The 20579-nt window shown below is 62.6% G+C and carries 20 protein-coding genes; all 20 read left to right on the top strand.

Annotation, left to right across the window (positions count from 1 at the left end; translation table 11 throughout):
- The first annotated feature begins 14 nt into the window (after positions 1 to 14).
- The 20 genes from H7995_RS13495 to fliM all read left to right on the top strand — a co-directional run bounded on the left by H7995_RS13495 (position 15) and on the right by fliM (position 20562).
- Positions 15 to 1724 carry a flagellin N-terminal helical domain-containing protein gene (locus H7995_RS13495; protein WP_185818476.1) on the top strand — a complete coding sequence of 570 codons (1710 nt, stop codon included), beginning with the start codon at positions 15 to 17 and terminating at the stop codon, positions 1722 to 1724.
- 72 nt (positions 1725 to 1796) lie between these two features.
- Positions 1797 to 2141 (top strand): flagellar protein FlaG, encoded by a 345-nt coding sequence (locus tag H7995_RS13490; RefSeq protein WP_182343873.1) that lies wholly within the window; start codon positions 1797 to 1799, stop codon positions 2139 to 2141.
- An 82-nt stretch (positions 2142 to 2223) separates the two neighbouring features.
- Positions 2224 to 3588: a flagellar filament capping protein FliD gene (fliD, locus tag H7995_RS13485; RefSeq protein ID WP_185818475.1), complete on the top strand. Its 1365-nt coding sequence runs from the start codon at positions 2224 to 2226 to the stop codon at positions 3586 to 3588.
- Positions 3589 to 3705: 117 nt separating this feature from the next.
- Positions 3706 to 4107 (top strand): flagellar export chaperone FliS, encoded by a 402-nt coding sequence (fliS, locus tag H7995_RS13480; RefSeq protein ID WP_182343877.1) that lies wholly within the window; start codon positions 3706 to 3708, stop codon positions 4105 to 4107.
- Between the two features lie 24 nt (positions 4108 to 4131).
- Positions 4132 to 4428, top strand: a complete 297-nt coding sequence (gene fliT / locus H7995_RS13475; protein WP_166590498.1) for a flagellar protein FliT — start codon at positions 4132 to 4134, stop codon at positions 4426 to 4428.
- 178 nt (positions 4429 to 4606) lie between these two features.
- Positions 4607 to 6082 carry a sigma-54 dependent transcriptional regulator gene (locus H7995_RS13470; RefSeq protein ID WP_166590497.1) on the top strand — a complete coding sequence of 492 codons (1476 nt, stop codon included), beginning with the start codon at positions 4607 to 4609 and terminating at the stop codon, positions 6080 to 6082.
- A gap of 110 nt (positions 6083 to 6192) precedes the next feature.
- On the top strand, positions 6193 to 7392 hold the full coding sequence (locus H7995_RS13465; protein ID WP_371927846.1) for a sensor histidine kinase: 1200 nt from the start codon (positions 6193 to 6195) through the stop codon (positions 7390 to 7392).
- A 5-nt stretch (positions 7393 to 7397) separates the two neighbouring features.
- Positions 7398 to 8798 carry a sigma-54-dependent transcriptional regulator gene (locus H7995_RS13460; RefSeq protein ID WP_166590496.1) on the top strand — a complete coding sequence of 467 codons (1401 nt, stop codon included), beginning with the start codon at positions 7398 to 7400 and terminating at the stop codon, positions 8796 to 8798.
- Between the two features lie 223 nt (positions 8799 to 9021).
- Complete coding sequence (fliE, locus tag H7995_RS13455) at positions 9022 to 9348, top strand: flagellar hook-basal body complex protein FliE (RefSeq protein WP_166590495.1); 327 nt, start codon at positions 9022 to 9024, stop codon at positions 9346 to 9348.
- Positions 9349 to 9362: 14 nt separating this feature from the next.
- On the top strand, positions 9363 to 11150 hold the full coding sequence (fliF, locus tag H7995_RS13450) for a flagellar basal-body MS-ring/collar protein FliF (RefSeq protein ID WP_166590494.1): 1788 nt from the start codon (positions 9363 to 9365) through the stop codon (positions 11148 to 11150).
- On the top strand, positions 11143 to 12162 hold the full coding sequence (fliG, locus tag H7995_RS13445; RefSeq protein ID WP_095169985.1) for a flagellar motor switch protein FliG: 1020 nt from the start codon (positions 11143 to 11145) through the stop codon (positions 12160 to 12162). The genes fliF and fliG overlap by 8 nt, the downstream gene beginning before the upstream one ends.
- A gap of 4 nt (positions 12163 to 12166) precedes the next feature.
- Complete coding sequence (gene fliH, locus H7995_RS13440; protein WP_185818474.1) at positions 12167 to 12949, top strand: flagellar assembly protein FliH; 783 nt, start codon at positions 12167 to 12169, stop codon at positions 12947 to 12949.
- Positions 12939 to 14297 carry a flagellar protein export ATPase FliI gene (gene fliI, locus H7995_RS13435; RefSeq protein ID WP_095169983.1) on the top strand — a complete coding sequence of 453 codons (1359 nt, stop codon included), beginning with the start codon at positions 12939 to 12941 and terminating at the stop codon, positions 14295 to 14297. Before fliH ends, fliI begins: the two co-directional genes overlap by 11 nt.
- Before the next feature lie 6 nt (positions 14298 to 14303).
- Positions 14304 to 14756 (top strand): flagellar export protein FliJ, encoded by a 453-nt coding sequence (fliJ, locus tag H7995_RS13430; RefSeq protein ID WP_166590492.1) that lies wholly within the window; start codon positions 14304 to 14306, stop codon positions 14754 to 14756.
- 87 nt (positions 14757 to 14843) lie between these two features.
- Positions 14844 to 15152 (top strand): STAS domain-containing protein, encoded by a 309-nt coding sequence (locus tag H7995_RS13425; RefSeq protein WP_166590491.1) that lies wholly within the window; start codon positions 14844 to 14846, stop codon positions 15150 to 15152.
- A gap of 5 nt (positions 15153 to 15157) precedes the next feature.
- Positions 15158 to 16864 carry an ATP-binding SpoIIE family protein phosphatase gene (locus tag H7995_RS13420; protein ID WP_166590557.1) on the top strand — a complete coding sequence of 569 codons (1707 nt, stop codon included), beginning with the start codon at positions 15158 to 15160 and terminating at the stop codon, positions 16862 to 16864.
- 31 nt (positions 16865 to 16895) lie between these two features.
- Positions 16896 to 17264 carry an Hpt domain-containing protein gene (locus tag H7995_RS13415; protein ID WP_166590490.1) on the top strand — a complete coding sequence of 123 codons (369 nt, stop codon included), beginning with the start codon at positions 16896 to 16898 and terminating at the stop codon, positions 17262 to 17264.
- Positions 17265 to 17345: 81 nt separating this feature from the next.
- Positions 17346 to 18620, top strand: a complete 1275-nt coding sequence (locus H7995_RS13410; RefSeq protein ID WP_185818473.1) for a flagellar hook-length control protein FliK — start codon at positions 17346 to 17348, stop codon at positions 18618 to 18620.
- A gap of 463 nt (positions 18621 to 19083) precedes the next feature.
- The gene (gene fliL / locus H7995_RS13405) at positions 19084 to 19584 is read left to right on the top strand and encodes a flagellar basal body-associated protein FliL (RefSeq protein WP_166592929.1); all 501 of its coding nucleotides are present in this window, start codon (positions 19084 to 19086) and stop codon (positions 19582 to 19584) included.
- A gap of 9 nt (positions 19585 to 19593) precedes the next feature.
- Positions 19594 to 20562, top strand: coding sequence for a flagellar motor switch protein FliM (gene fliM / locus H7995_RS13400; RefSeq protein WP_166592930.1), 969 nt, complete (start codon positions 19594 to 19596; stop codon positions 20560 to 20562).
- The last annotated feature ends 17 nt before the right edge of the window (positions 20563 to 20579 follow it).

Genomic DNA, 20579 nt, shown 5'->3' with positions numbered 1-20579 from the left:
ACGAGGAATTCGTCATGGCTTTATCTGTAAACACCAACATCACCTCCCTGGGCGTTCAGAAAAACCTGAACAAGGCTTCCGACGCTTTGAGCAACTCGATGAACCGTCTGTCCTCGGGCCTGAAAATCAACAGCGCCAAGGACGACGCCGCTGGCATGCAGATCGCCAACCGTCTGGGCAACCAGGTTAAAGGTCTGAACGTTGCCATCGCCAACGCCAACAACGGCGTGTCGATCGCACAGACCGCTGAAGGCGCCATGCAAGAATCCACCAACACCCTGCAGCGTCTGCGTGAGCTGGCTTTGCAGTCTGCGAACGGTGATAAAAGCGACGCTGACCGTGTTTCCCTGCAGCAGGAGTTCACCGCGAAAGTCGGCGAACTGACCCGTATCGCCAACACCACCACCTTCGGTGGTCGTAACCTGCTGGACGGTTCGTTCAGCAACATCGCATTCCAGATCGGCGCCAACGCCAACGAAACCATCTCGTTCGGCATGACCGACATCAGCGCTACCGCTCTGAAAGGCGAGTACAGCGAAGCCACTGTAAACGGCAAGGCGATGGCTGGTCTGACTGCTACCGCTACTGGTTCGGTATTGGGTGGTTCGACTGGTACTGGTGCAGCAGTAGCGGCCCTGAACGTTGCTGGTCCAGGTGCTGGTTTGGCTGCAGCAGCTTCGATCACCGTAAATGGCACTAAAGTCGACTTCGCTACTGCTGACCTGGGTGATGATATTGCTCAAAAGCTGAATGATGCGGGCATTTCGGGTGTGACTGCGTCCTGGGACGATGCCACCAACAAGCTGACCCTCAATTCGACTTCCACTCTGGAAGTTACCGGTGCAGCGGCTGACCTCACGGCTGTAGGTATGACCGCCATTGCTGCTGGTGGCAAAATTCCTTCCGCCGTCAGCGACGGCACCACCTTGCTGGGGCAAGGCGGCACCGTCAATGTCAACGGCAAAGACGTGGTCTGGGCTGCTGGCGCGGACATTGATAGTGTTCTGACCGACATCAAAGCGGTAACCGGTATTGGTGACGCGACCATCGGCAAAGACGGTCGCATCCAAGTGACCTCCAAAGACGGCAACGATGTTGTCCTGAAAAACGTCAGCAGCGGCGCGCTGTCGACTCTGGGTCTGACCTCGGGTACTTCGCAAGCCAAGCTGGGTTCGGACACTTCGATCAGCTTGAACGGCGTTGAAGTCAAGTTCAAGAAAGGTGACACCACTGATGCGATCGTTTCCTCGATCAACAGTGCAAGCACCGGCGTAACTGCCAGCAAGAACTCGGACGGCACCCTGGGCCTGTTCTCCAAGAAAGACATCGTCATCGCCGACGGTAGCGCTGGCACCGGCATGACCGCTCTGGGTCTGACTTCCGGCACTACCAACTCCACTACTCTGGAAACCACCGTTTCCAACCTGAGCATCCTCAGTGCCGCCAGCTCGCAGCAAGCGATCCAGGCACTGGACGGCGCCATGCAGCAGATCGACAGCCAGCGTTCGCAGCTGGGTGCGGTGCAAAACCGTTTCGCCAGCACCGTGGCCAACCTGCAGAGCATTTCGCAGAACTCCACTGCCTCCAAAGGCCGTGTAGAAGACGCCGACTTCGCTTCCGAAGCCGCTGAACTGACCAAGCAACAAACCCTGCAACAGGCTTCCACTGCGATCCTGTCCCAGGCCAACCAACTGCCATCCGCTGTACTGAAGCTGCTTCAGTAATATCGGCCGCGGTTAACTAACGGAAGGGCGCGTCTACGTGCCCTTCCGTTTTTTCGGTTATGAGGTGATGACATGGACATGAGCATCAAGCTGAACACGTCTTATCCCAATGGCCTCGCCCAGGCCGGCGGTGTGCCTGCCCATCAGGCCGCACCTGCGTCAGCGGCTACCCCGGCAGCCAGCGAGGAGCCACAGCGCGTGGCCCTGGAAAAGGCCGTCACGGATATCCGCGAGTTTGTACAGGCAACCCAACGTAACCTGAATTTTTCCATCGACGACTCTACCGGCCAGGTAGTGGTCAAGGTGATCGCCACCGACAGTGGTGAAGTGATTCGACAGATTCCATCGGAAACCGCGCTGAAGCTGGCGCAGAATTTGAGCGATGCCGGCAGCCTGCTGTTCCAGACCCAGGTGTGAGCTGGCACGAAATGTGTTTCTGACTGCTGCTTAGGGGTATCTGTGCCAATAAAGCGGCAGCCACAGGACAAGGAGAATAGCAATGGCGAGTTCAACGATTTCCGGCCCGGGTTCGGGCTACGACACCCAGGCCATCGTCAAGGCGTTGGTGGGGGCCGAGAAGGCGCCCAAGCAAGCCCAGATCACCGATCAGCAAAAAGACACGACCATCAAATTGTCGGCGGTCGGCACGGTGAAGAGCTCGCTGGAGTCCTATCGGGCGGCCATCGCCAAGTTGAACAACGTGGCCGCATTCAACGGCCTCGCTGCTACCTCGTCCGAAGACAAGAACATCAAGGTTACCCTCGGTGATGGCGCCTCCAGCGGCAAGTACGTGGTGGTGGTCAACGAACTGGCAACGGCTTCGAAAGTCACCAGCAAGGTGTTCGAGGGTGGGGCGTCGGGCAAGGCCAATGCCACCGACGAAGTCCAGACCCTGACCATTAACCAGGGTGACAAAAGCTACGACGTATTGGTGCCGGGCGGCGCGACCCTGCAGCAGGTGCGTGAGTCGATCAACACCCAGCTCTCGGCCCAGGGCATCAGTGCCAACGTCTTGACCGACGTGAATGGCGGGCGTCTGGTGATCGGTTCGAATACCACCGGTGTCGACACCGACATCACCCTTAGCGGCGACTCGGACCTGGTCCAGGGCTATGACAAGGGGCAGCCCGCGCAGAATGCCAAGTACAGCATCGACGGCATCGCGATGGAGTCCACCAGCAACAAGGTGACGTCCGCCATCAGTGGCGTGACCCTGGAGCTGCTGGCCAAGGACAAGGACAAGCCGGTCACCGTCAATGTGGCGAGCAACACCGATACCCTGAAGACCTCGGTGCAGTCCTTCGTCACCGCCTACAACGCGTTGATGACCAGCATCAATACCCAGACCAAGGTTACCGCCACCGGCGATTCGGCGACCACCACTGCGGGCGCCCTGACCGGCGACGCTTCGATGCGGCAACTGGTGAATAATCTGCGCAGCGAGCTGGTCAACAGTTCCGGTTCGGGTTCCATGAGCAGCCTGGCGCAGATGGGTATCACCACTGACCTGAAGACCGGCCTGCTGAGCCTGGATGACAAGACCTGGGACAAGGCGGTGGTCAAGGGCGCGGGAGACATCGCCAAGATGTTTACCGGCGATAACGGCCTGGTGGCGCGCATGACCAAGGCCACCGAGACCTATGTGGGCAGCACCGGGACGCTGGCGACCCGGGTGACCGACCTCAACACCAAGTTGACCGACCTCACCACCCAGCAGGCTGAGCTGGATCGGCGCATGGAGAGCTTGCAGAAAACCCTGACTGCCAAGTACACGGCCATGGACACCATGATCGCCCAGATCAACGCCAGCAGCTCCAGCATCATGACCACCCTCAACTCGCTGAACAATCCGAAGTCGGACTGATAGCCTGGGGCGCGCAAGCGCCCCGTGACGGTGGGCGCGATTAAAGTTTTCCTGGCGACAGTCGAGAAACTGGTTAGACAAAACCTACTCGCCTGTGGCCTGTACCGAGGTAGCAACATGAACCCTATGAAAGCCCTGCGTGCGTACCAGAAGGTCAATTCCCACGCGCAGATCTCCGAAGCCAGCCCCCATCGCCTGATCCAGATGTTGTACGAGGGTGGCCTCGATCGCCTGGCCCAGGCCAAGGGCGCACTGGTGCGTGGTGATATCCCGCAGAAGTGCCTGATGCTCACCAAGGCCGTCGACATCATCACCGGTCTGCGCCAGGGCCTGGATGAAGAGAAAGCCGAGGACCCGGCGACAATCCAGCAACTGGCCAGCCTCTACGACTACATGAGTGCCCAGCTGTTGCAGGCCAACATCAGCAATGACCCGGAAGTCATCGACGAAGTCGCCCGCCTGCTGATCACCCTGAAAAGCGGCTGGGACGGGATCGCCTCACAAGAGATAGCGCAATAGGCCCGTGGGCCTGAGGATGATGTCATGAGCCAAGCCCTGCAACGCATTGAGCAAACCCGCGAGGCCCTGGTCGAGGCGCTGGCTGAGCGCGACTGGCAGGCCATCGGTGAGCTCGACGTCGCCTGTCGCAGTTGCGTTGACGACGTACTGAGCGAGGCGCCGGTGGATGAGCAGGCGCTGCGCGAGAACCTGCAGAGCCTGCTGGTGGTCTACAAGCGGCTGCTGGATGTGGCGATGGACGAGCGTCAGGCGATAGTCAACGAGATGTCTCAGATCAGACAAGCTAAGGGCGCGGCAAAGGTTTACCATCTGTTCGGTTAACGCTTTGGTTAATCAGCTTGTCCGGGCATATGCGCCATAAATTTGACTATGCACGGTTTTTTGACTTAACTAGTGGCTGTTTGCAGATTTCAGACGTCTACAAGGCTTAACGTGCCTGCAGGCGTCTAGCTTGCCTTCTTATTTCGGGCATTGAGTTGACTAGGGAAGTTGCTATTGCATGTGGCGTGAAACCAAAATTCTGCTGATTGATGACGATAGCGTCCGCCGCCGCGACCTGGCGGTGATTTTAAATTTTCTCGGTGAAGAAAACTTACCCTGCGCAAGCTATGACTGGCAGCAGGCTGTCGGCTCTTTGTCGTCTAGTCGTGAAGTCATCTGTGTCCTGATCGGGACGGTCAATGCACCTGGTTCGTTGTCGGCTCTGTTAAAGACACTCGCAACCTGGGATGAGTTCCTTCCTGTTTTGCTGATGGGCGATAATTGTGCCCAGGACTTGCCCGACGACCAGCGTCGTCGGGTGTTGTCGACCCTGGAAATGCCTCCCAGCTACAGCAAGTTGCTTGATTCGCTGCACCGCGCCCAGGTCTATCGCGAGATGTACGACCAGGCCCGCGAACGCGGTCGCCATCGTGAACCCAATCTGTTTCGCAGCCTCGTCGGCACCAGCCGGGCGATCCAGCACGTGCGTCAGATGATGCAGCAAGTGGCCGACACCGACGCCAGCGTGCTGATCCTCGGCGAGTCGGGCACCGGCAAGGAAGTGGTCGCGCGCAACCTGCACTATCACTCCAAGCGCCGTGACGCGCCGTTCGTGCCGGTCAACTGTGGCGCGATCCCGGCCGAGTTGCTGGAAAGCGAATTGTTCGGTCACGAGAAGGGCGCCTTTACCGGGGCGATCACCAGCCGTGCCGGGCGTTTTGAGCTGGCCAACGGCGGCACCCTGTTCCTCGACGAGATCGGCGACATGCCGCTGCCGATGCAGGTCAAGCTGCTGCGGGTATTGCAGGAGCGCACCTTCGAACGCGTGGGCAGCAACAAGACCCAGAGCGTCGACGTGCGGATCATTGCCGCGACCCACAAGAACCTCGAAAGCATGATCGAGGTCGGCAGCTTCCGCGAAGACCTGTACTACCGCTTGAACGTCTTCCCGATCGAAATGGCCCCCCTGCGTGAGCGGGTCGAAGACATCCCGTTGCTGATGAACGAGTTGATCTCGCGCATGGAGCACGAAAAACGCGGCTCGATCCGCTTCAACTCGGCGGCAATCATGTCGCTGTGTCGCCACGGCTGGCCGGGCAACGTCCGCGAGCTGGCCAACCTGGTGGAGCGCATGGCGATCATGCACCCGTACGGGGTGATCGGCGTGGTCGAGTTGCCGAAGAAATTCCGCTACGTCGACGACGAAGACGAGCAGTTGGTCGACAGCCTGCGCAGTGACCTTGAAGAGCGGGTGGCCATCAACGGCCATGCCCCGGACTTCAACGCCAATGCCTTGCTGCCACCTGAAGGCCTGGACCTCAAGGACTACCTCGGTGGCCTGGAGCAGGGCTTGATCCAGCAGGCCCTGGACGATGCCAATGGCATCGTCGCCCGTGCGGCCGAACGCCTGCGCATCCGCCGCACCACCCTGGTGGAGAAGATGCGCAAGTACGGCATGAGTCGGCGGGAAGGGGACGAACAGGCGGACGATTGACGCCTGTTTTTCAAGTTCTTGAATAATGGGCGGTTTTTTTTAGGCACGGGTATTGCTACATCCCTCGCAACGTTCCGTTTCACTGACGGTCAGCCAAGCGAGAGTGCACGATGCCCCACGCCGCCCAGATGTCTCCAGCCCCCGATGCGCCCGGCGTAGAGCCGGCAAACCGGCCTGGTCTGGAACAGGCGTTCGCCCTGTTCAATCAGATGTCGAGCCAACTTACTGACTCCTACAGCCGACTCGAAGCCCGAGTGTCCGAACTCAAGGGTGAGCTGGAAGTAGTCAGTGCCCAGCGCCTGCAAGAACTGGCAGAAAAAGAACGCTTGGCCAATCGCCTGCAGAACCTGCTCGACCTGTTGCCAGGCGGCGTCATCGTCATCGACGCCCAGGGCATCGTCAGCGAAGCCAACCCGGCGGCGTGCGAGTTGCTGGGGCTGCCCCTGCAAGGTGAGCTGTGGCGCCAGGTCATTGGTCGCTGCTTTGCGCCCCGTGAAGACGACGGTCATGAAATCTCCCTGAAAGATGGTCGACGCCTGTCGATTGCCACCCGTTCGCTGGACGCCGAGCCGGGGCAGTTGGTGCTGCTCAACGATCTGACCGAAACCCGCCACCTGCAGGATCAACTGGCGCGCCACGAACGCTTGTCGTCCCTGGGGCGGATGGTCGCGTCCCTGGCCCATCAGATTCGCACCCCCTTGTCCGCAGCTCTGCTCTACGCCAGTCACCTGACTGAGCAGGCTTTGCCGGTGGCGACCCAGCAGCGGTTTGCCGGGCGCCTGAAGGAGCGCCTGCACGAACTTGAGCATCAGGTGCGCGACATGCTGGTGTTCGCCCGTGGCGAGTTGCCCCTGACCGATCGGGTCAGCCCCAGGCAGTTGCTGCAATCGTTGCAAGCGGCGGCGCAGACCCATGTCCAGGACGTGCCGATCCGCTGGCAGTGCGATGCCCATGCCGGTGAGTTGCTGTGCAACCGCGACACCCTGGTGGGCGCGCTGCTGAACCTGATTGAAAACGCGATCCAGGCCAGTGCTGGCGCGGTGCGCCTGAAGGTGCACCTGTATGCCCGGCAGAACACCTTGCGCCTGTGCGTCAGTGACAGCGGTGCCGGGATCGATCCCGCAGTGCTGGAGCGCCTGGGCGAACCCTTTTTCACCACCAAGACCAATGGAACTGGCCTGGGCCTGACCGTGGTCAAGGCGGTGGCACGGGCTCATCAGGGACACTTGCAACTGCGCTCGCGGCCGGGCCGTGGCACGTGCGCGGTGCTCGAGCTGCCATTGTTTGGCAGCGTGCAGGAAACGGAGTGAGGTCAATGCTAATCAAGGTTCTGCTGGTCGAAGACGACCGTGCCCTGCGCGAAGCGCTGGCCGATACGTTGCTGCTGGCCGGTCACGACTACCGTGCCGTCGGTAGTGCCGAAGAGGCGCTGGAGGCGGCGGCGCGCGAGCCGTTCAACCTGGTGGTCAGCGACGTCAATATGCCCGGCATGGACGGTCATCAGTTGTTGAGTCTGTTGCGGGTGCGTCATCCCCAGTTGCCGGTGTTGCTGATGACGGCCCATGGGGCGGTGGAGCGCGCCGTGGATGCGATGCGCCAGGGGGCGGCGGACTACCTGGTCAAGCCATTCGAGCCCAAGGCCCTGCTGGATCTGGTGGCACGCCACGCCCAGGGGTGCCTGGACGCCGGCGAAGGTGAGGGGCCGGTGGCGTTCGAGCCGGCCAGTGCCCAGTTGCTGGAACTGGCGGCGCGGGTGGCGCGCAGTGATTCGACCGTGCTGATTTCCGGCGAATCGGGCACCGGCAAGGAAGTGCTGGCGCGCTACATCCATCAGCACTCGCGGCGTGCCAGTCAGCCGTTCATTGCGATCAATTGCGCGGCGATCCCGGACAACATGCTCGAGGCCACGCTGTTCGGTCATGAGAAGGGCGCCTTCACCGGGGCGATTGCCGCCCAGGCGGGCAAGTTCGAGCAAGCGGATGGCGGCACCATCCTGCTCGACGAGATTTCCGAAATGCCCCTGGGCCTGCAAGCCAAGCTGCTGCGGGTGCTGCAGGAGCGTGAAGTCGAGCGGGTCGGCGCGCGCAAGCCAATCGTGCTGGACATCCGGGTGGTGGCCACCACCAACCGCGACCTGGCTGCGGAAGTGGCGGCGGGGCGGTTTCGCGAAGACCTGTACTATCGCCTGTCGGTGTTTCCCCTGGCCTGGCGTCCGCTGCGCGAACGCACTGCCGATATTCTGCCGCTGGCCGAGCGCCTGCTGGCCAAGCACGTCAATAAAATGCACCACGCGGCGGCGCGGTTATCGCCCCAGGCCCAAGCCTGCCTGGTGGGGTATCCGTGGCCGGGCAACGTGCGCGAGCTGGACAACGCGATCCAGCGTGCGCTGATCCTGCAGCAGGGTGGGGTCATCGAGCCGCAGGACTTCTGCCTGTCGGGGCCGGTGGCCTGTGCGCCGCTGCCGAGCCTGGCGCCAAAGGCTGCGACTGTGCGCACGCTGGAGGCCGAGACCGCGCCCGGCGAATCGGCCGGCGCCCTGGGTGACGACCTGCGTCGCCGGGAATTCCAGATGATCATCGACACCCTGCGCGCCGAGCGCGGTCGCCGCAAGGAAGCCGCCGAACGCCTGGGCATCAGCCCGCGCACCCTGCGTTACAAGCTGGCGCAAATGCGCGATGCCGGGATGGACGTGGAAGGGCACCTGTTCGCCACCTGAGCAATGCCGACGATTCCCGTGACCCCGTGACCCCGTGGCAGCTGTCGAGCCAGCGCTAACTGCGACAAATGGATTACCACCGCTTCGCGGCCGAACGCAGCCTCGGCAGCTGCTACAAGGGCTTTTATCAGTGGCCCCGGGCGGAGCTGGCACCCTTGTTGCTAACACCAGTCTATCCGCCGAGTGAGCGTCAAAAAATTGCGGGCCGTCAGAGAGAGCAGTCATGAGCCAAGGAATTGAATTTAACCGGTTGATGCTGGACATGCGCGCCATGCAAATGGACGCCATGGCCGCACCCAAGGCCGTTGCCGCGCCGCAAGAAGCCGGTAGCAGCTTTGCCGACATGCTGGGCCAGGCCGTGAACAAGGTCAACGACACCCAGCAGGCGTCGAGCCAGCTGTCCACCGCGTTCGAAATCGGCAAGAGCGGTGTCGACCTGACCGACGTGATGATCGCCAAGGAAAAAGCCGGCGTCTCCTTCCAGGCACTGACCCAGGTGCGCAACAAGCTGGTTCAGGCTTACCAAGACATCATGCAGATGCCGGTTTAAGGACACATTGAGTCATGGCAGAAGCAGTCGCCAATAACGTTCCGGCCAAGGCCGCCGCTGCAGATGGCAAACCGCCGCTGTTCGGCCTGTCCTTCCTGGAAAACCTCTCCGAGATGACCATGCTGCGGCAGGTGGGCCTGCTGGTTGGCCTGGCTGCGAGTGTGGCGATTGGTTTTGCCGTGGTCCTCTGGTCGCAGCAACCGGACTACCGGCCGTTGTACGGCAGCCTGGCCGGGATGGATGCCAAGCAGGTGATGGAGACCCTGGCCACCGCCGACATTCCCTACACCGTCGAACCCAATTCCGGCGCCTTGCTGGTCAAGGCCGATGACTTGCCGCGTGCGCGGCTCAAGCTGGCCGCCGCCGGGGTGACCCCGACCGACGGCAACATCGGTTTTGAAATCCTCGACAAGGACCAGGGCCTGGGCACCAGTCAGTTCATGGAAGCGACCCGTTACCGTCGCGGCCTGGAAGGCGAGCTGGCGCGCACCATTGCCAGCCTGAACAACGTCAAGGGTGCCCGCGTGCACCTGGCCATTCCGAAAAGCTCGGTGTTCGTGCGTGACGAGCGCAAGCCCAGCGCCTCGGTGCTGGTGGAGCTGTACTCCGGCCGTTCGCTGGAGCCGAGCCAGGTGGTGGCCATCGTCAATCTGGTGGCGACCAGTGTCCCGGAACTGAGCAAGTCGCAGATTACCGTGGTCGACCAGAAGGGCACCCTGCTGTCCGATCAGGCGGAGAACTCCGCACTGACCATGGCCGGCAAGCAGTTCGACTACAGCCGCCGCATGGAAAGCATGCTCACCCAGCGCGTGCACAACATCCTGCAGCCGGTGCTGGGCAATGACCGCTACAAGGCCGAAGTGTCGGCCGACGTCGACTTCAGTGCGGTCGAGTCCACTTCCGAGCAGTTCAACCCCGATCAACCGGCCCTGCGCAGCGAGCAATCGACCTCCGAACAGCGGACCGCCAGCAATGGCCCGCAAGGCGTACCGGGTGCCCTGAGCAACCAGCCGCCGGCACCGGCTTCCGCGCCGCAAGCCACCGGTGGCGCTGCCGCCGCAGGCGGCATGGTGCAGCCCGGCCAGCCGCTGCTCGATGCCAACGGCCAGCAGATCATGGACCCGGCCACCGGCCAGCCGATGCTCGCCCCGTACCCGGCGGACAAGCGTCAGCAATCGACCAAGAACTTCGAGCTCGACCGCTCCATCAGCCACACCAAGCAGCAACAAGGCCGCTTGAACCGGTTGTCGGTGGCGGTGGTGGTCGATGACCAGGTCAAGGTCAATCCCGCCAATGGCGAAACCTCCCGTGCACCGTGGACCGCCGATGAATTGGCGCGCTTCACCCGCCTGGTGCAGGACGCGGTCGGCTTCGACGCCAGCCGTGGCGACAGCGTCAGCGTGATCAACGTGCCGTTCTCGGCCGATCGCGGCGAAGTGATTGCCGAGATCCCGTTCTATTCCCAGCCCTGGTTCTGGGATGTGGTCAAACAAGTGGTCGGCGTGCTGTTCATCCTGGTGCTGGTCTTCGGCGTGCTGCGTCCGGTGCTCAACAACATCACCGGTGGCGGCAAGGGGCGGCAACTGGCAGGGATCGGCAGCGATGCCGAGCTCGGTGGCATGGGTGGGCTGGATGGCGAGCTGGGCAATGACCGGGTCAGCCTGGGCGGCCCGCAAAGCATCCTGCTGCCAAGCCCGAGCGAAGGCTATGACGCCCAGTTGAACGCAATCAAGAGCCTGGTGGCCGAAGACCCGGGCCGTGTGGCGCAGGTCGTGAAAGAGTGGATTAACGCAGATGAGTGATAACCGAGCCTCGATCGCCAAACTCAGCCGGGTCGACAAAGCCGCGATCCTGCTGCTGTCCCTGGGCGAAACCGACGCCGCGCAAGTGCTGCGTCACATGGGGCCCAAAGAGGTCCAGCGCGTCGGCGTGGCCATGGCGCAGATGGGCAACGTGCACCGCGAGCAGGTCGAACAGGTGATGAGCGAGTTCGTCGACATCGTCGGCGACCAGACCAGCCTGGGCGTAGGCTCCGATGGCTACATCCGCAAAATGCTGACCCAGGCCCTGGGTGAAGACAAGGCCAATGGCCTGATCGACCGGATCCTGCTGGGTGGCAACACCAGCGGCCTGGACAGCCTCAAGTGGATGGAGCCGCGCGCGGTGGCGGACGTGATCCGCTACGAGCACCCGCAGATCCAGGCCATTGTGGTGGCGTACCTGGACCCCGACCAGGCCGGTGAAGTGCTGGGCAACTTTGACCACAAGGTGCGCCTGGACATCATCTTGCGCGTGTCCTCGCTCAATACCGTGCAGCCGGCGGCGCTCAAGGAACTCAACCAGATTCTCGAGAAACAGTTCTCCGGCAATTCGAACGCCTCGCGCACCACCCTGGGCGGGATCAAGCGTGCCGCCGACATCATGAACTTCCTCGACAGTTCGATCGAAGGCCAGCTCATGGATTCGATCCGCGAAGTCGACGAAGACCTGTCCGGTCAGATCGAAGACCTGATGTTCGTGTTCAACAACCTGGCCGATGTCGACGACCGCGGGATCCAGGCGTTGCTGCGCGAAGTCTCCTCCGACGTACTGGTGCTGGCCCTCAAGGGCTCGGACGAAGGGGTCAAGGAGAAGATCTTCAAGAACATGTCCAAGCGCGCCGCCGAACTGCTGCGCGACGACCTCGAGGCCAAAGGCCCGGTGCGCGTCAGCGACGTCGAGACGGCACAAAAGGAAATCCTCACCATTGCCCGCCGTATGGCCGAAGCCGGAGAAATCGTTCTCGGCGGGAAGGGCGGCGAAGAAATGATCTGACCCTATGGCAGCCAAGAGTGATGAGTCGCCCAGCGACCTGATTCGTGCGCGTGATGTCAGCGGGCTCGACATCTGGGCGCTGCCCAGTTTTGACCCGTACGTCCCGGAACCCGAGCCTGAGCCCGAGCCAGAACCACCGCAGATGGAAGAAGTGCCGCTGGAGGAAGTCCAGCCACTGACCCTGGAAGAACTCGAGAGCATTCGCCAGGAAGCCTGGAACGAAGGGTTTGCCACCGGCGAGAAAGAAGGTTTTCACAGCACCACCCTCAAGGTTCGCCAGGAAGCCGAAGTGGCCCTCAATGGCAAGCTGGCCAGCCTGGAGCGGCTGATGGCCAATCTGTTCGAGCCCATCGCCGAGCAGGACACGCAGATTGAAAAGGGCCTGGTGACGCTGGTTCAGCACGTTGCCCGGCAGGTGATCCAGCGCGAGCTGGCCATCGACTCGAGCCAGCTGGAACACGTCATGCGCGAAGCCCTCAAGCTGCTGCCGCTGGGGGTTGCGAACGTGCGCCTGTACGTCAATCCGCAGGATTTTGCCCAGGTCAAAGCGCTGCGCGAACGCCATGAGGAAACCTGGCGCATCGTCGAGGACGAGGCGCTGTTGCCCGGTGGTTGCCGGGTCGAGACCGAGCACAGCCGGATCGATGCGACGGTGGAAACCCGCATCACCCAGGCCATGGCCCAGTTGCTTGACCAGTTGCACGAGCAGGCGCTGCACCCGGCGCCCGCGGATTTGCACCTGGACCTGTCTGCCGTAGCTCCGCCGGTCAACCCAGATGCGCCTTGATCGCACCAGTTTTGCCAAGCGCCTGGGCAGCTACGCCGCCGCGGTTGAGTTGCCAGGCCAGCCGGTCCTTGAAGGGCGCCTGTTGCGCATGGTCGGCCTGACGCTCGAGGCTGAAGGTTTGCGCGCCGCCATGGGCAGCCGCTGCCGGGTGATCAACGACGACAGCTATCACCCGGTCGAAGTCGAAGCCGAGGTCATGGGGTTTTCCGGCAACAAAGTATTCCTGATGCCGGTGGGCAGCGTCGCCGGGATCGCCCCGGGCGCGCGGGTCGTGCCACTGGCGGACAATGGCCGCCTGCCGATGGGCATGAGCATGCTCGGGCGGGTGCTCGACGGTGCCGGTCGGGCGCTGGACGGCAAGGGCGGGATGAAGGCCGAGGACTGGGTGCCGATGGACGGCCCGACCATCAACCCGCTCAACCGCGACCCCATCAGCGTGCCGCTGGACGTCGGCATTCGGTCGATCAACGGCTTGCTCACGGTCGGTCGCGGCCAGCGCCTGGGCCTGTTCGCCGGTACCGGCGTGGGCAAGAGTGTGCTGCTGGGCATGATGACCCGCTTTACCGAAGCCGACATCATTGTGGTCGGGCTGATCGGTGAGCGGGGCCGGGAGGTCAAGGAGTTCATCGAGCACATCCTCGGCGAAGAAGGCCTCAAGCGTTCGGTGGTGGTGGCTTCGCCGGCCGACGATGCGCCGCTGATGCGGATGCGCGCGGCGATGTACTGCACGCGCATCGCCGAATATTTTCGCGACAAGGGCAAGAACGTCCTGTTGCTGATGGACTCGCTGACCCGTTTTGCCCAGGCCCAGCGGGAAATCGCCCTGGCCATCGGCGAGCCGCCAGCGACCAAGGGCTATCCGCCTTCGGTGTTCGCCAAGCTGCCGAAACTGGTGGAACGCGCGGGCAATGCCGAGGCGGGCGGTGGCTCGATCACGGCGTTCTATACCGTACTGTCGGAAGGCGACGACCAGCAGGACCCGATCGCCGACTCGGCGCGGGGTGTGCTCGACGGCCACATCGTGTTGTCCCGGCGCCTGGCCGAAGAGGGGCACTACCCGGCCATCGACATCGAAGCGTCCATCAGCCGGGTCATGCCCTCGGTGGTCTCGCCCGAGCACATGCGTCGCGCCCAATATTTCAAGCAGCTCTGGTCGCGTTATCAACAGAGCCGCGACCTGATCAGCGTCGGTGCCTATGTGGCCGGTGGCGATCGCGAGACCGACACCGCCATTGCCCTGCAGCCGACCATGGTCAGCTACCTGCGCCAGGGCCTCAACGACAACATCAGCCTGGGCGAAAGCCACGCTCACCTGGAAACCATCTTCGCTCCGGCAGCCGGAGGCTAATCTGCCATGGCCCAGAGCCGAGCAGCGCGCCTGGCGCCGGTGGTCGACATGGCGGAAAAAGCCGAGAAGACCGCCGCCCAGCGCCTGGGCTACTTCCAGGGCCAGGTGCGGCTGGCGGAAAACAAGCTGGCCGACCTCGACGGATTTCGCCTCGAATACCTGGAACGCTGGGTCGAGCGCGGCCGTGAAGGGGTGTCCGGGCAATGGCTGCTGGGTTACCAGGGCTTCCTCGCACAACTGGGCACCGCCATCGACCAGCAGCGGCAAAGCCTGGCCTGGCACCAGAACAACCTCGACAAGGCGCGCGACGGCTGGCAACAGGCCTACGCCCGGGTCGAAGGCTTGCGCAAGCTGGTGCAGCGCTACATCGACGAGGCCCGGCAACTGGAGGACAAGCGCGAGCAGAAGCTGCTCGATGAACTGTCCCAGCGCCTGCCCCGGGAGAGTCCGTATCGTTGAGTGACGCGGGCCGATGGGCTGCCTTGCTCATGCCCTGTACAAGTGCTAAACCTTGTACACGATTGCCAAAGACAAGGAAGCTCTAGCATGTCAGTCAATACGAAAGTCTCCGAGGACGGGCAAAAGCTGACGATCTCGATCAAGGGTCGCTTCGATTTTGCCAAGCATCAGGAATTTCGCGACTCCTTCGGGCAGATCGACAATCAGCGGCCCAACGCGGTGGTGGTCGACCTCAAGGAAGCCACTTATCTCGACAGTTCGGCGTTGGGCATGCTGCTGTTGCTGCGCGATCATGCCGGCGGTGACGAATCCGATGTGCGGCTGATCAACAGCAGTTCCGACGTGCGAAAAATCCTCGCCATCTCCAATTTCGACAAGCTGTTCGACATCACTTGAGCGACCTGGCCCCGCCGTTCGAGCCCCTGACGGTGCTGATCGTCGAAGACAGCGCGGCTGATCGCCTGCTGCTGTCGGGTATCGTCCGGCGGCAGGGCCACGCGGTGCTGCTGGCGGCGAACGGCGCCGAAGCGGTGGATCTATACCGCCAGGCGCGCCCGCACCTGGTGCTGATGGACGCACTGATGCCGGTGATGGACGGCTTTGACGCGGCGCGCCAGATCAAGCAATTGGCCGGGCAAACCCTGGTGCCGATCATCTTCCTCACGTCGCTTAGCGAGGACGAAGGCCTGGCCCGCTGCCTGGAGGCGGGCGGTGACGACTTTCTGGCCAAGCCCTATAACCAGGTGGTGCTGGCGGCCAAGATCAAAGCCATGGATCGCTTGCGGCGTTTGCAGGCCACGGTGCTGGAGCAGCGCGACCAGATCGTCCGCCACCATCAGTACTTGCTCAATGAACAGCGTGTGGCCAAGGCGGTGTTCGATAAAATCGCCCACTCGGGTTGCCTGAGCGCCCCGAACATCCGCTACCGGCAATCGCCTTATGCGCTGTTCAACGGTGATCTGCTGCTGGCGGCGTTCACCCCGGCTGGGGACATGCACGTGCTGCTCGGTGACTTCACCGGTCACGGGTTGCCGGCGGCCGTGGGCGCCATGCCCCTGGCCGAGGTGTTCTACGGGATGACGGCCAAGGGTTTCGGCTTGGCGCAGATCCTGCGAGAGATGAATGCCAAGCTCAAGCGCATCCTGCCGGTGGACATGTTTTGCTGCGCCACCCTGTTGTCCCTGAGTTTCCAGCGCCGTTCGGCCGAGGTCTGGAACGGTGGGATGCCCGACGGCTACCTGCATGACATCGCCAGTGGCGAGCGCCGGCCGCTGAAGTCACGGCATTTGCCGCTGGGCGTGTTGAGTGCCCAGGCGTTCGACGACCGCACGGAAGTGTTCCCGATGGCCCTGGGCGATCGCGTGTTGCTGTTGACGGATGGAGTGATCGATACCTGTGACAGCACCGAGCAGCTGTTTGGCGTCGAGCGTTTGATGCAGGTGTTTGCCGATAACCTTGAGCCCGGGCAGTTGTTCGAGGAGATCGAACAAGCGCTGCGCGATTTTGGCGGCCAGGCCCGGGATGACGTGAGCATGCTGGAAATCAGTCTGGTGGAGCCGGCCCAGCTTACGCCGCCAGCCCTGGTCTACTCCGACAGTGGCCAGTCCAGCCCGCTGGACTGGTCGTTGAGCTTCGAGTTTCGTGCCGAGTCCCTCAAGCGCTTCGACCCGTTGCCCTATCTGTTGCAGTTGCTGCTGGAGGTGCATGGCCTGCGGGTGCAAAGTGCGGCGCTGCACAGTGTGCTGGCCGAGCTGTACTCCAATGCCCTGGAGCATGGTGTGCTGGGCCTGGATTCAAGCCTCAAGCGCGATGTCCACGGGTTTGCGCGCTACTATCAGTTGCGCAACGCCCGCCTGGAGCAACTGGAAGAGGGCTATCTGCGGGTACACGTGCAGGTCGCGCCGCAAGGCACGGGCGGTTGCCTGGTGATTGAAGTGGAAGACAGTGGGCATGGCTTTGATGTGCAGCGCGTGATGGACCGGCCGCTGGACATCGGTCGTTTATCGGGTCGTGGCGTCAGCCTGATCCGCCAGTTGAGCCGCAATGCCAGTTGGTCCGACGACGGCCGGCGGGCGCGCGTGGAGTTTTCCTGGGGGGCTCAGGCATAATCCCCTCCATTCTTGATCAAGGAGCGAGCAAGTGACCGATACCCATCTGGACCGTGACGTACTCAGTGCGTTACAGGAAGTCATGGAAGAGGATTACCCGGTGTTGCTGGACACCTTCCTGGCGGACTCCGAAGAGCGTCTGCAAGTGCTGCGCGAGGCGCACGATGCGGCGCAGCTGGTCAGCGCGGCCCATAGTTTCAAAGGCAGCAGCAGCAACATGGGCGCGTTGCGCCTGGCCAGGCTGTGCCATGAGCTGGAACAGCGCGCCCAGGAAAAAGCCCCCGAGGGCCTGGCCAAGCTGGTGGGTGAAATCGATGGCGAGTTCGCCTTGGTGCGCCCTCTGTATGAAGCCGAACGGCAGCGCTCGCTGGCGTCTGATTCGTCCAATCGCTGCTGTTAGCATTTTTCCGGGCAATCTGGCTCGACCCTTGCAGTCTTCTTGCTCAACTGTATCTACGATTCCAGTGCAGCGGAGACCGCTATGCCCCTTTCCCCCAACATCCTGCTTCAGGCTGGCACACAGGCCAAGTCTCAGTCGGCCTCGGCCAATGCCCCGGCGACGCCTGTGGACAAGGCGTCCGGCTTCGCCCGGGTGTTTGCCGGCCAGGGGGCGGGCAAGTCCTTGGCGGCGGCCGATGTGGGGGCTAAACCACTGCGTGACAAGGTCCCGGACCACCCGGGCCGTGGGGACAAACCTGCCGCCTCGGCCCCAGCGGTTGCCGCTAGCGGCAAAACCTTGCCCGCCGAAAAAGTGGCGCCTGAAGAGGCCTCCGACACCGAGCCTGGTGCAGTGGTTGAAGACGCTGCGGTAGATCCGGCGCAGGCCCAGGCCGCAACCCCGGCGCCGGTCCCCGTCCCTGTCCCCTTAGTCGAGACCCCTGCCACCGTAGACCCGGCCATCGAGGCGGCGCTGCTGGCCACCACGCAGGCGGTCAGCGGTCCGGCGTTCGATCCTGAGGCCGATCCGCTGGATAGCTTGCCGGCAGTGCGCCTGGCGATGGAGCAGAGCGGTCATCTGTCCGCCTCCAGCCAGGCTCAAGCCAAGACCCCGCCTGCGACCGCCCAGCTCGACGGCGAGCCGACCACGACGCAGACCTTCGCCGCAGGCATGGCCAGTATGCTCGGCCTGCAAGCGGAGCAGGACGGTGCGGGCGAGGGCGGCGAAAAGGCCTTCAGCGGCCTGATCGACGAAGGCCTCAAGGACCTCAAGGCCGCTAGCAGCGACACCCGGGTGGAAGGTTTTGCCGACCGCCTGGCTGCGCTGACCCAGGCCGCCACGGCGAAAACCGCCAATGCGCTGCCGGTCAATCAGCCGATTGCCATGCACCAGAGCGGCTGGACCGAAGAGGTGGTCAACCGGGTCATGTACCTGTCGAGCGCTAACCTCAAGGCGGCGGACATCCAGTTGCAGCCCGCCGAGCTGGGGCGCCTGGATATCCGCGTCAATATGATTCCCGACCAGCAGACCCAGGTCACCTTCATGAGCGCCCACGTTGGCGTGCGCGAAGCGCTGGACGGGCAGATGCATCGCCTGCGCGAGATGTTCGCGCAGCAGGGCATGGGGCAGGTCGACGTCAATGTCTCCGACCAGTCCCGTGGCTCTCAGGAGCAGGCGCAGCAGGGGCAGGGTGCCCGCACCTCGGCCACTGCCAACCGACTGGAGCCGATGGCGGATGAATCGCCGGCCGGCATCGCTGAAGTCGCCGCCAGCGCCACCCGTGTGATGGGCTCCAGTGTGGTCGACTATTACGCTTGATTGACCCTTGTGGGGGTTGCCGAAGGCTTGAGGCAGAAGGCTGGATAACCAGCTTCTTGGCGTCCGCTGCCAGGAGACAGGCCCAGCAAAAAAACGCTTGCCCCAGGCGTACGGCCCCTCGCTACGGTATCCATCCCGGGGCATCGCCTCCGGTTTGCTTCGCTGCACCTCCTCTGGATGTATGCGGCTTCGCCGCACGGCGCTCCACGCCTCCCCCAGATGGACACCTTCGCTCAGCCTGCCGATGGGGCCGGTGGATCAAGATCAACAGCCAGAGCACGGCGACCTGCCGGTTTTTACCGGTGTGCAAATTTCCACTGTGTGAGCCTGCTGGCGAAGTCCGCAAGTGCGCTCGCGCGCCTACAGGATCTATGCAATCCGGGTCCCCCGACACTTCTGGCATAACACTTGCTCTTGCCTTGCCGTGCGACTGTGAAAACCCGAATAGTGACGGATTATTGGCATGGCGAAGAGCGACGCAGCAGTAAAAGATCCCGCCGGCAAAGGCAAACTCAAGCTGATCCTGGTGATTGCCGCGGCCTTGTTGCTGGCGATCGGTTTGTCCGTGGGCGCGACCTGGTACTTCATGCACGGTGCCCAGAGCAAGCCTGAGCCTGCGGCCGATGCGGCCGGCAATGCCAAGCCTGCGGCCATCTACGAAGCCATGGCGCCGGCCTTCATCGCCAACTACAACCAGAACGGCCGCCAGCGCTACATGCAGGTGAGCATTACCCTGCAGGCCCGTAACCAGGCCGATCTGGACGCCCTGAAGGTGCACATGCCGGTGATCCGCAACAACCTGGTGATGCTGTTCTCCGGGCAGAGTTTCGACAACCTGGCCACCCCGGTCGGCCAGGAAATGCTGCGCCAGAAAGCCACTGCCAGTGTGCAGGAAGTGGCGCAGAAAGAAGTCGGCAAAGTGGTGGTCGAGCAGTTGCTCTTTACTAATTTCGTACTGCAGTAGGAACACGACATGGCCGTGCAAGACCTGCTGTCCCAAGATGAGATCGACGCGCTGTTGCATGGCGTCGACGATGGTCTGGTTGAGACCGACGCCGCTGCCGAGCCGGGCAGCGTCAAAAGCTATGACCTGACCAGTCAGGACCGGATCGTCCGGGGGCGCATGCCGACCCTGGAAATGATCAACGAACGTTTCGCCCGCTACACCCGCATCAGCATGTTCAACATGCTTAGGCGCTCGGCCGATGTGGCCGTGGGCGGGGTGCAGGTGATGAAGTTCGGCGAGTACGTGCATTCGCTGTACGTGCCCACCAGTCTCAACCTGGTCAAGATCAAACCCCTGCGCGGCACGGCCCTGTTCATTCTCGATGCCAAGCTGGTGTTCAAGCTGGTGGATAACTTCTTCGGCGGCGACGGACGTCACGCCAAGATCGAAGGGCGTGAATTCACCCCCACCGAATTGCGCGTGGTGCGCATGGTGCTGGAGCAGGCCTTCATCGACTTGAAGGAAGCCTGGCAGGCGATCATGGAAGTCAATTTCGAGTACATCAACTCGGAAGTGAATCCGGCCATGGCCAACATCGTCGGGCCCAGTGAAGCGGTGGTGGTTTCCACCTTCCATATCGAGCTCGATGGGGGCGGCGGCGACCTGCACGTGACCATGCCGTACTCGATGATCGAGCCGGTCCGGGAAATGCTCGATGCCGGTTTCCAGTCCGACCTCGACGACCAGGACGAGCGCTGGGTCAACGCCCTGCGCCAGGACGTGTTGGACGTCGATGTGCCCTTGAGTGCCACCGTCGCGCGCCGCCAGTTGCGCCTGCGCGACATTCTGCACATGCAGCCGGGCGACGTGATCCCGGTGGACATGCCCGAAGACATGATCATGCGCGCCAACGGCGTGCCGGCTTTCAAGGTCAAGATGGGGTCCCACAAGGGCAACCTGGCGTTGCAAGTGATCGAACCCATCGAGCGCCGCTGAGCGGCGTTGCTCTCCAC

This window comes from Pseudomonas kielensis, from assembly GCF_014236655.1.
Lineage (GTDB): Bacteria > Pseudomonadota > Gammaproteobacteria > Pseudomonadales > Pseudomonadaceae > Aquipseudomonas > Aquipseudomonas kielensis.
Note: the sequence above shows the minus strand (reverse complement) of the source record. Positions and strands in the feature narration are given on the sequence as shown.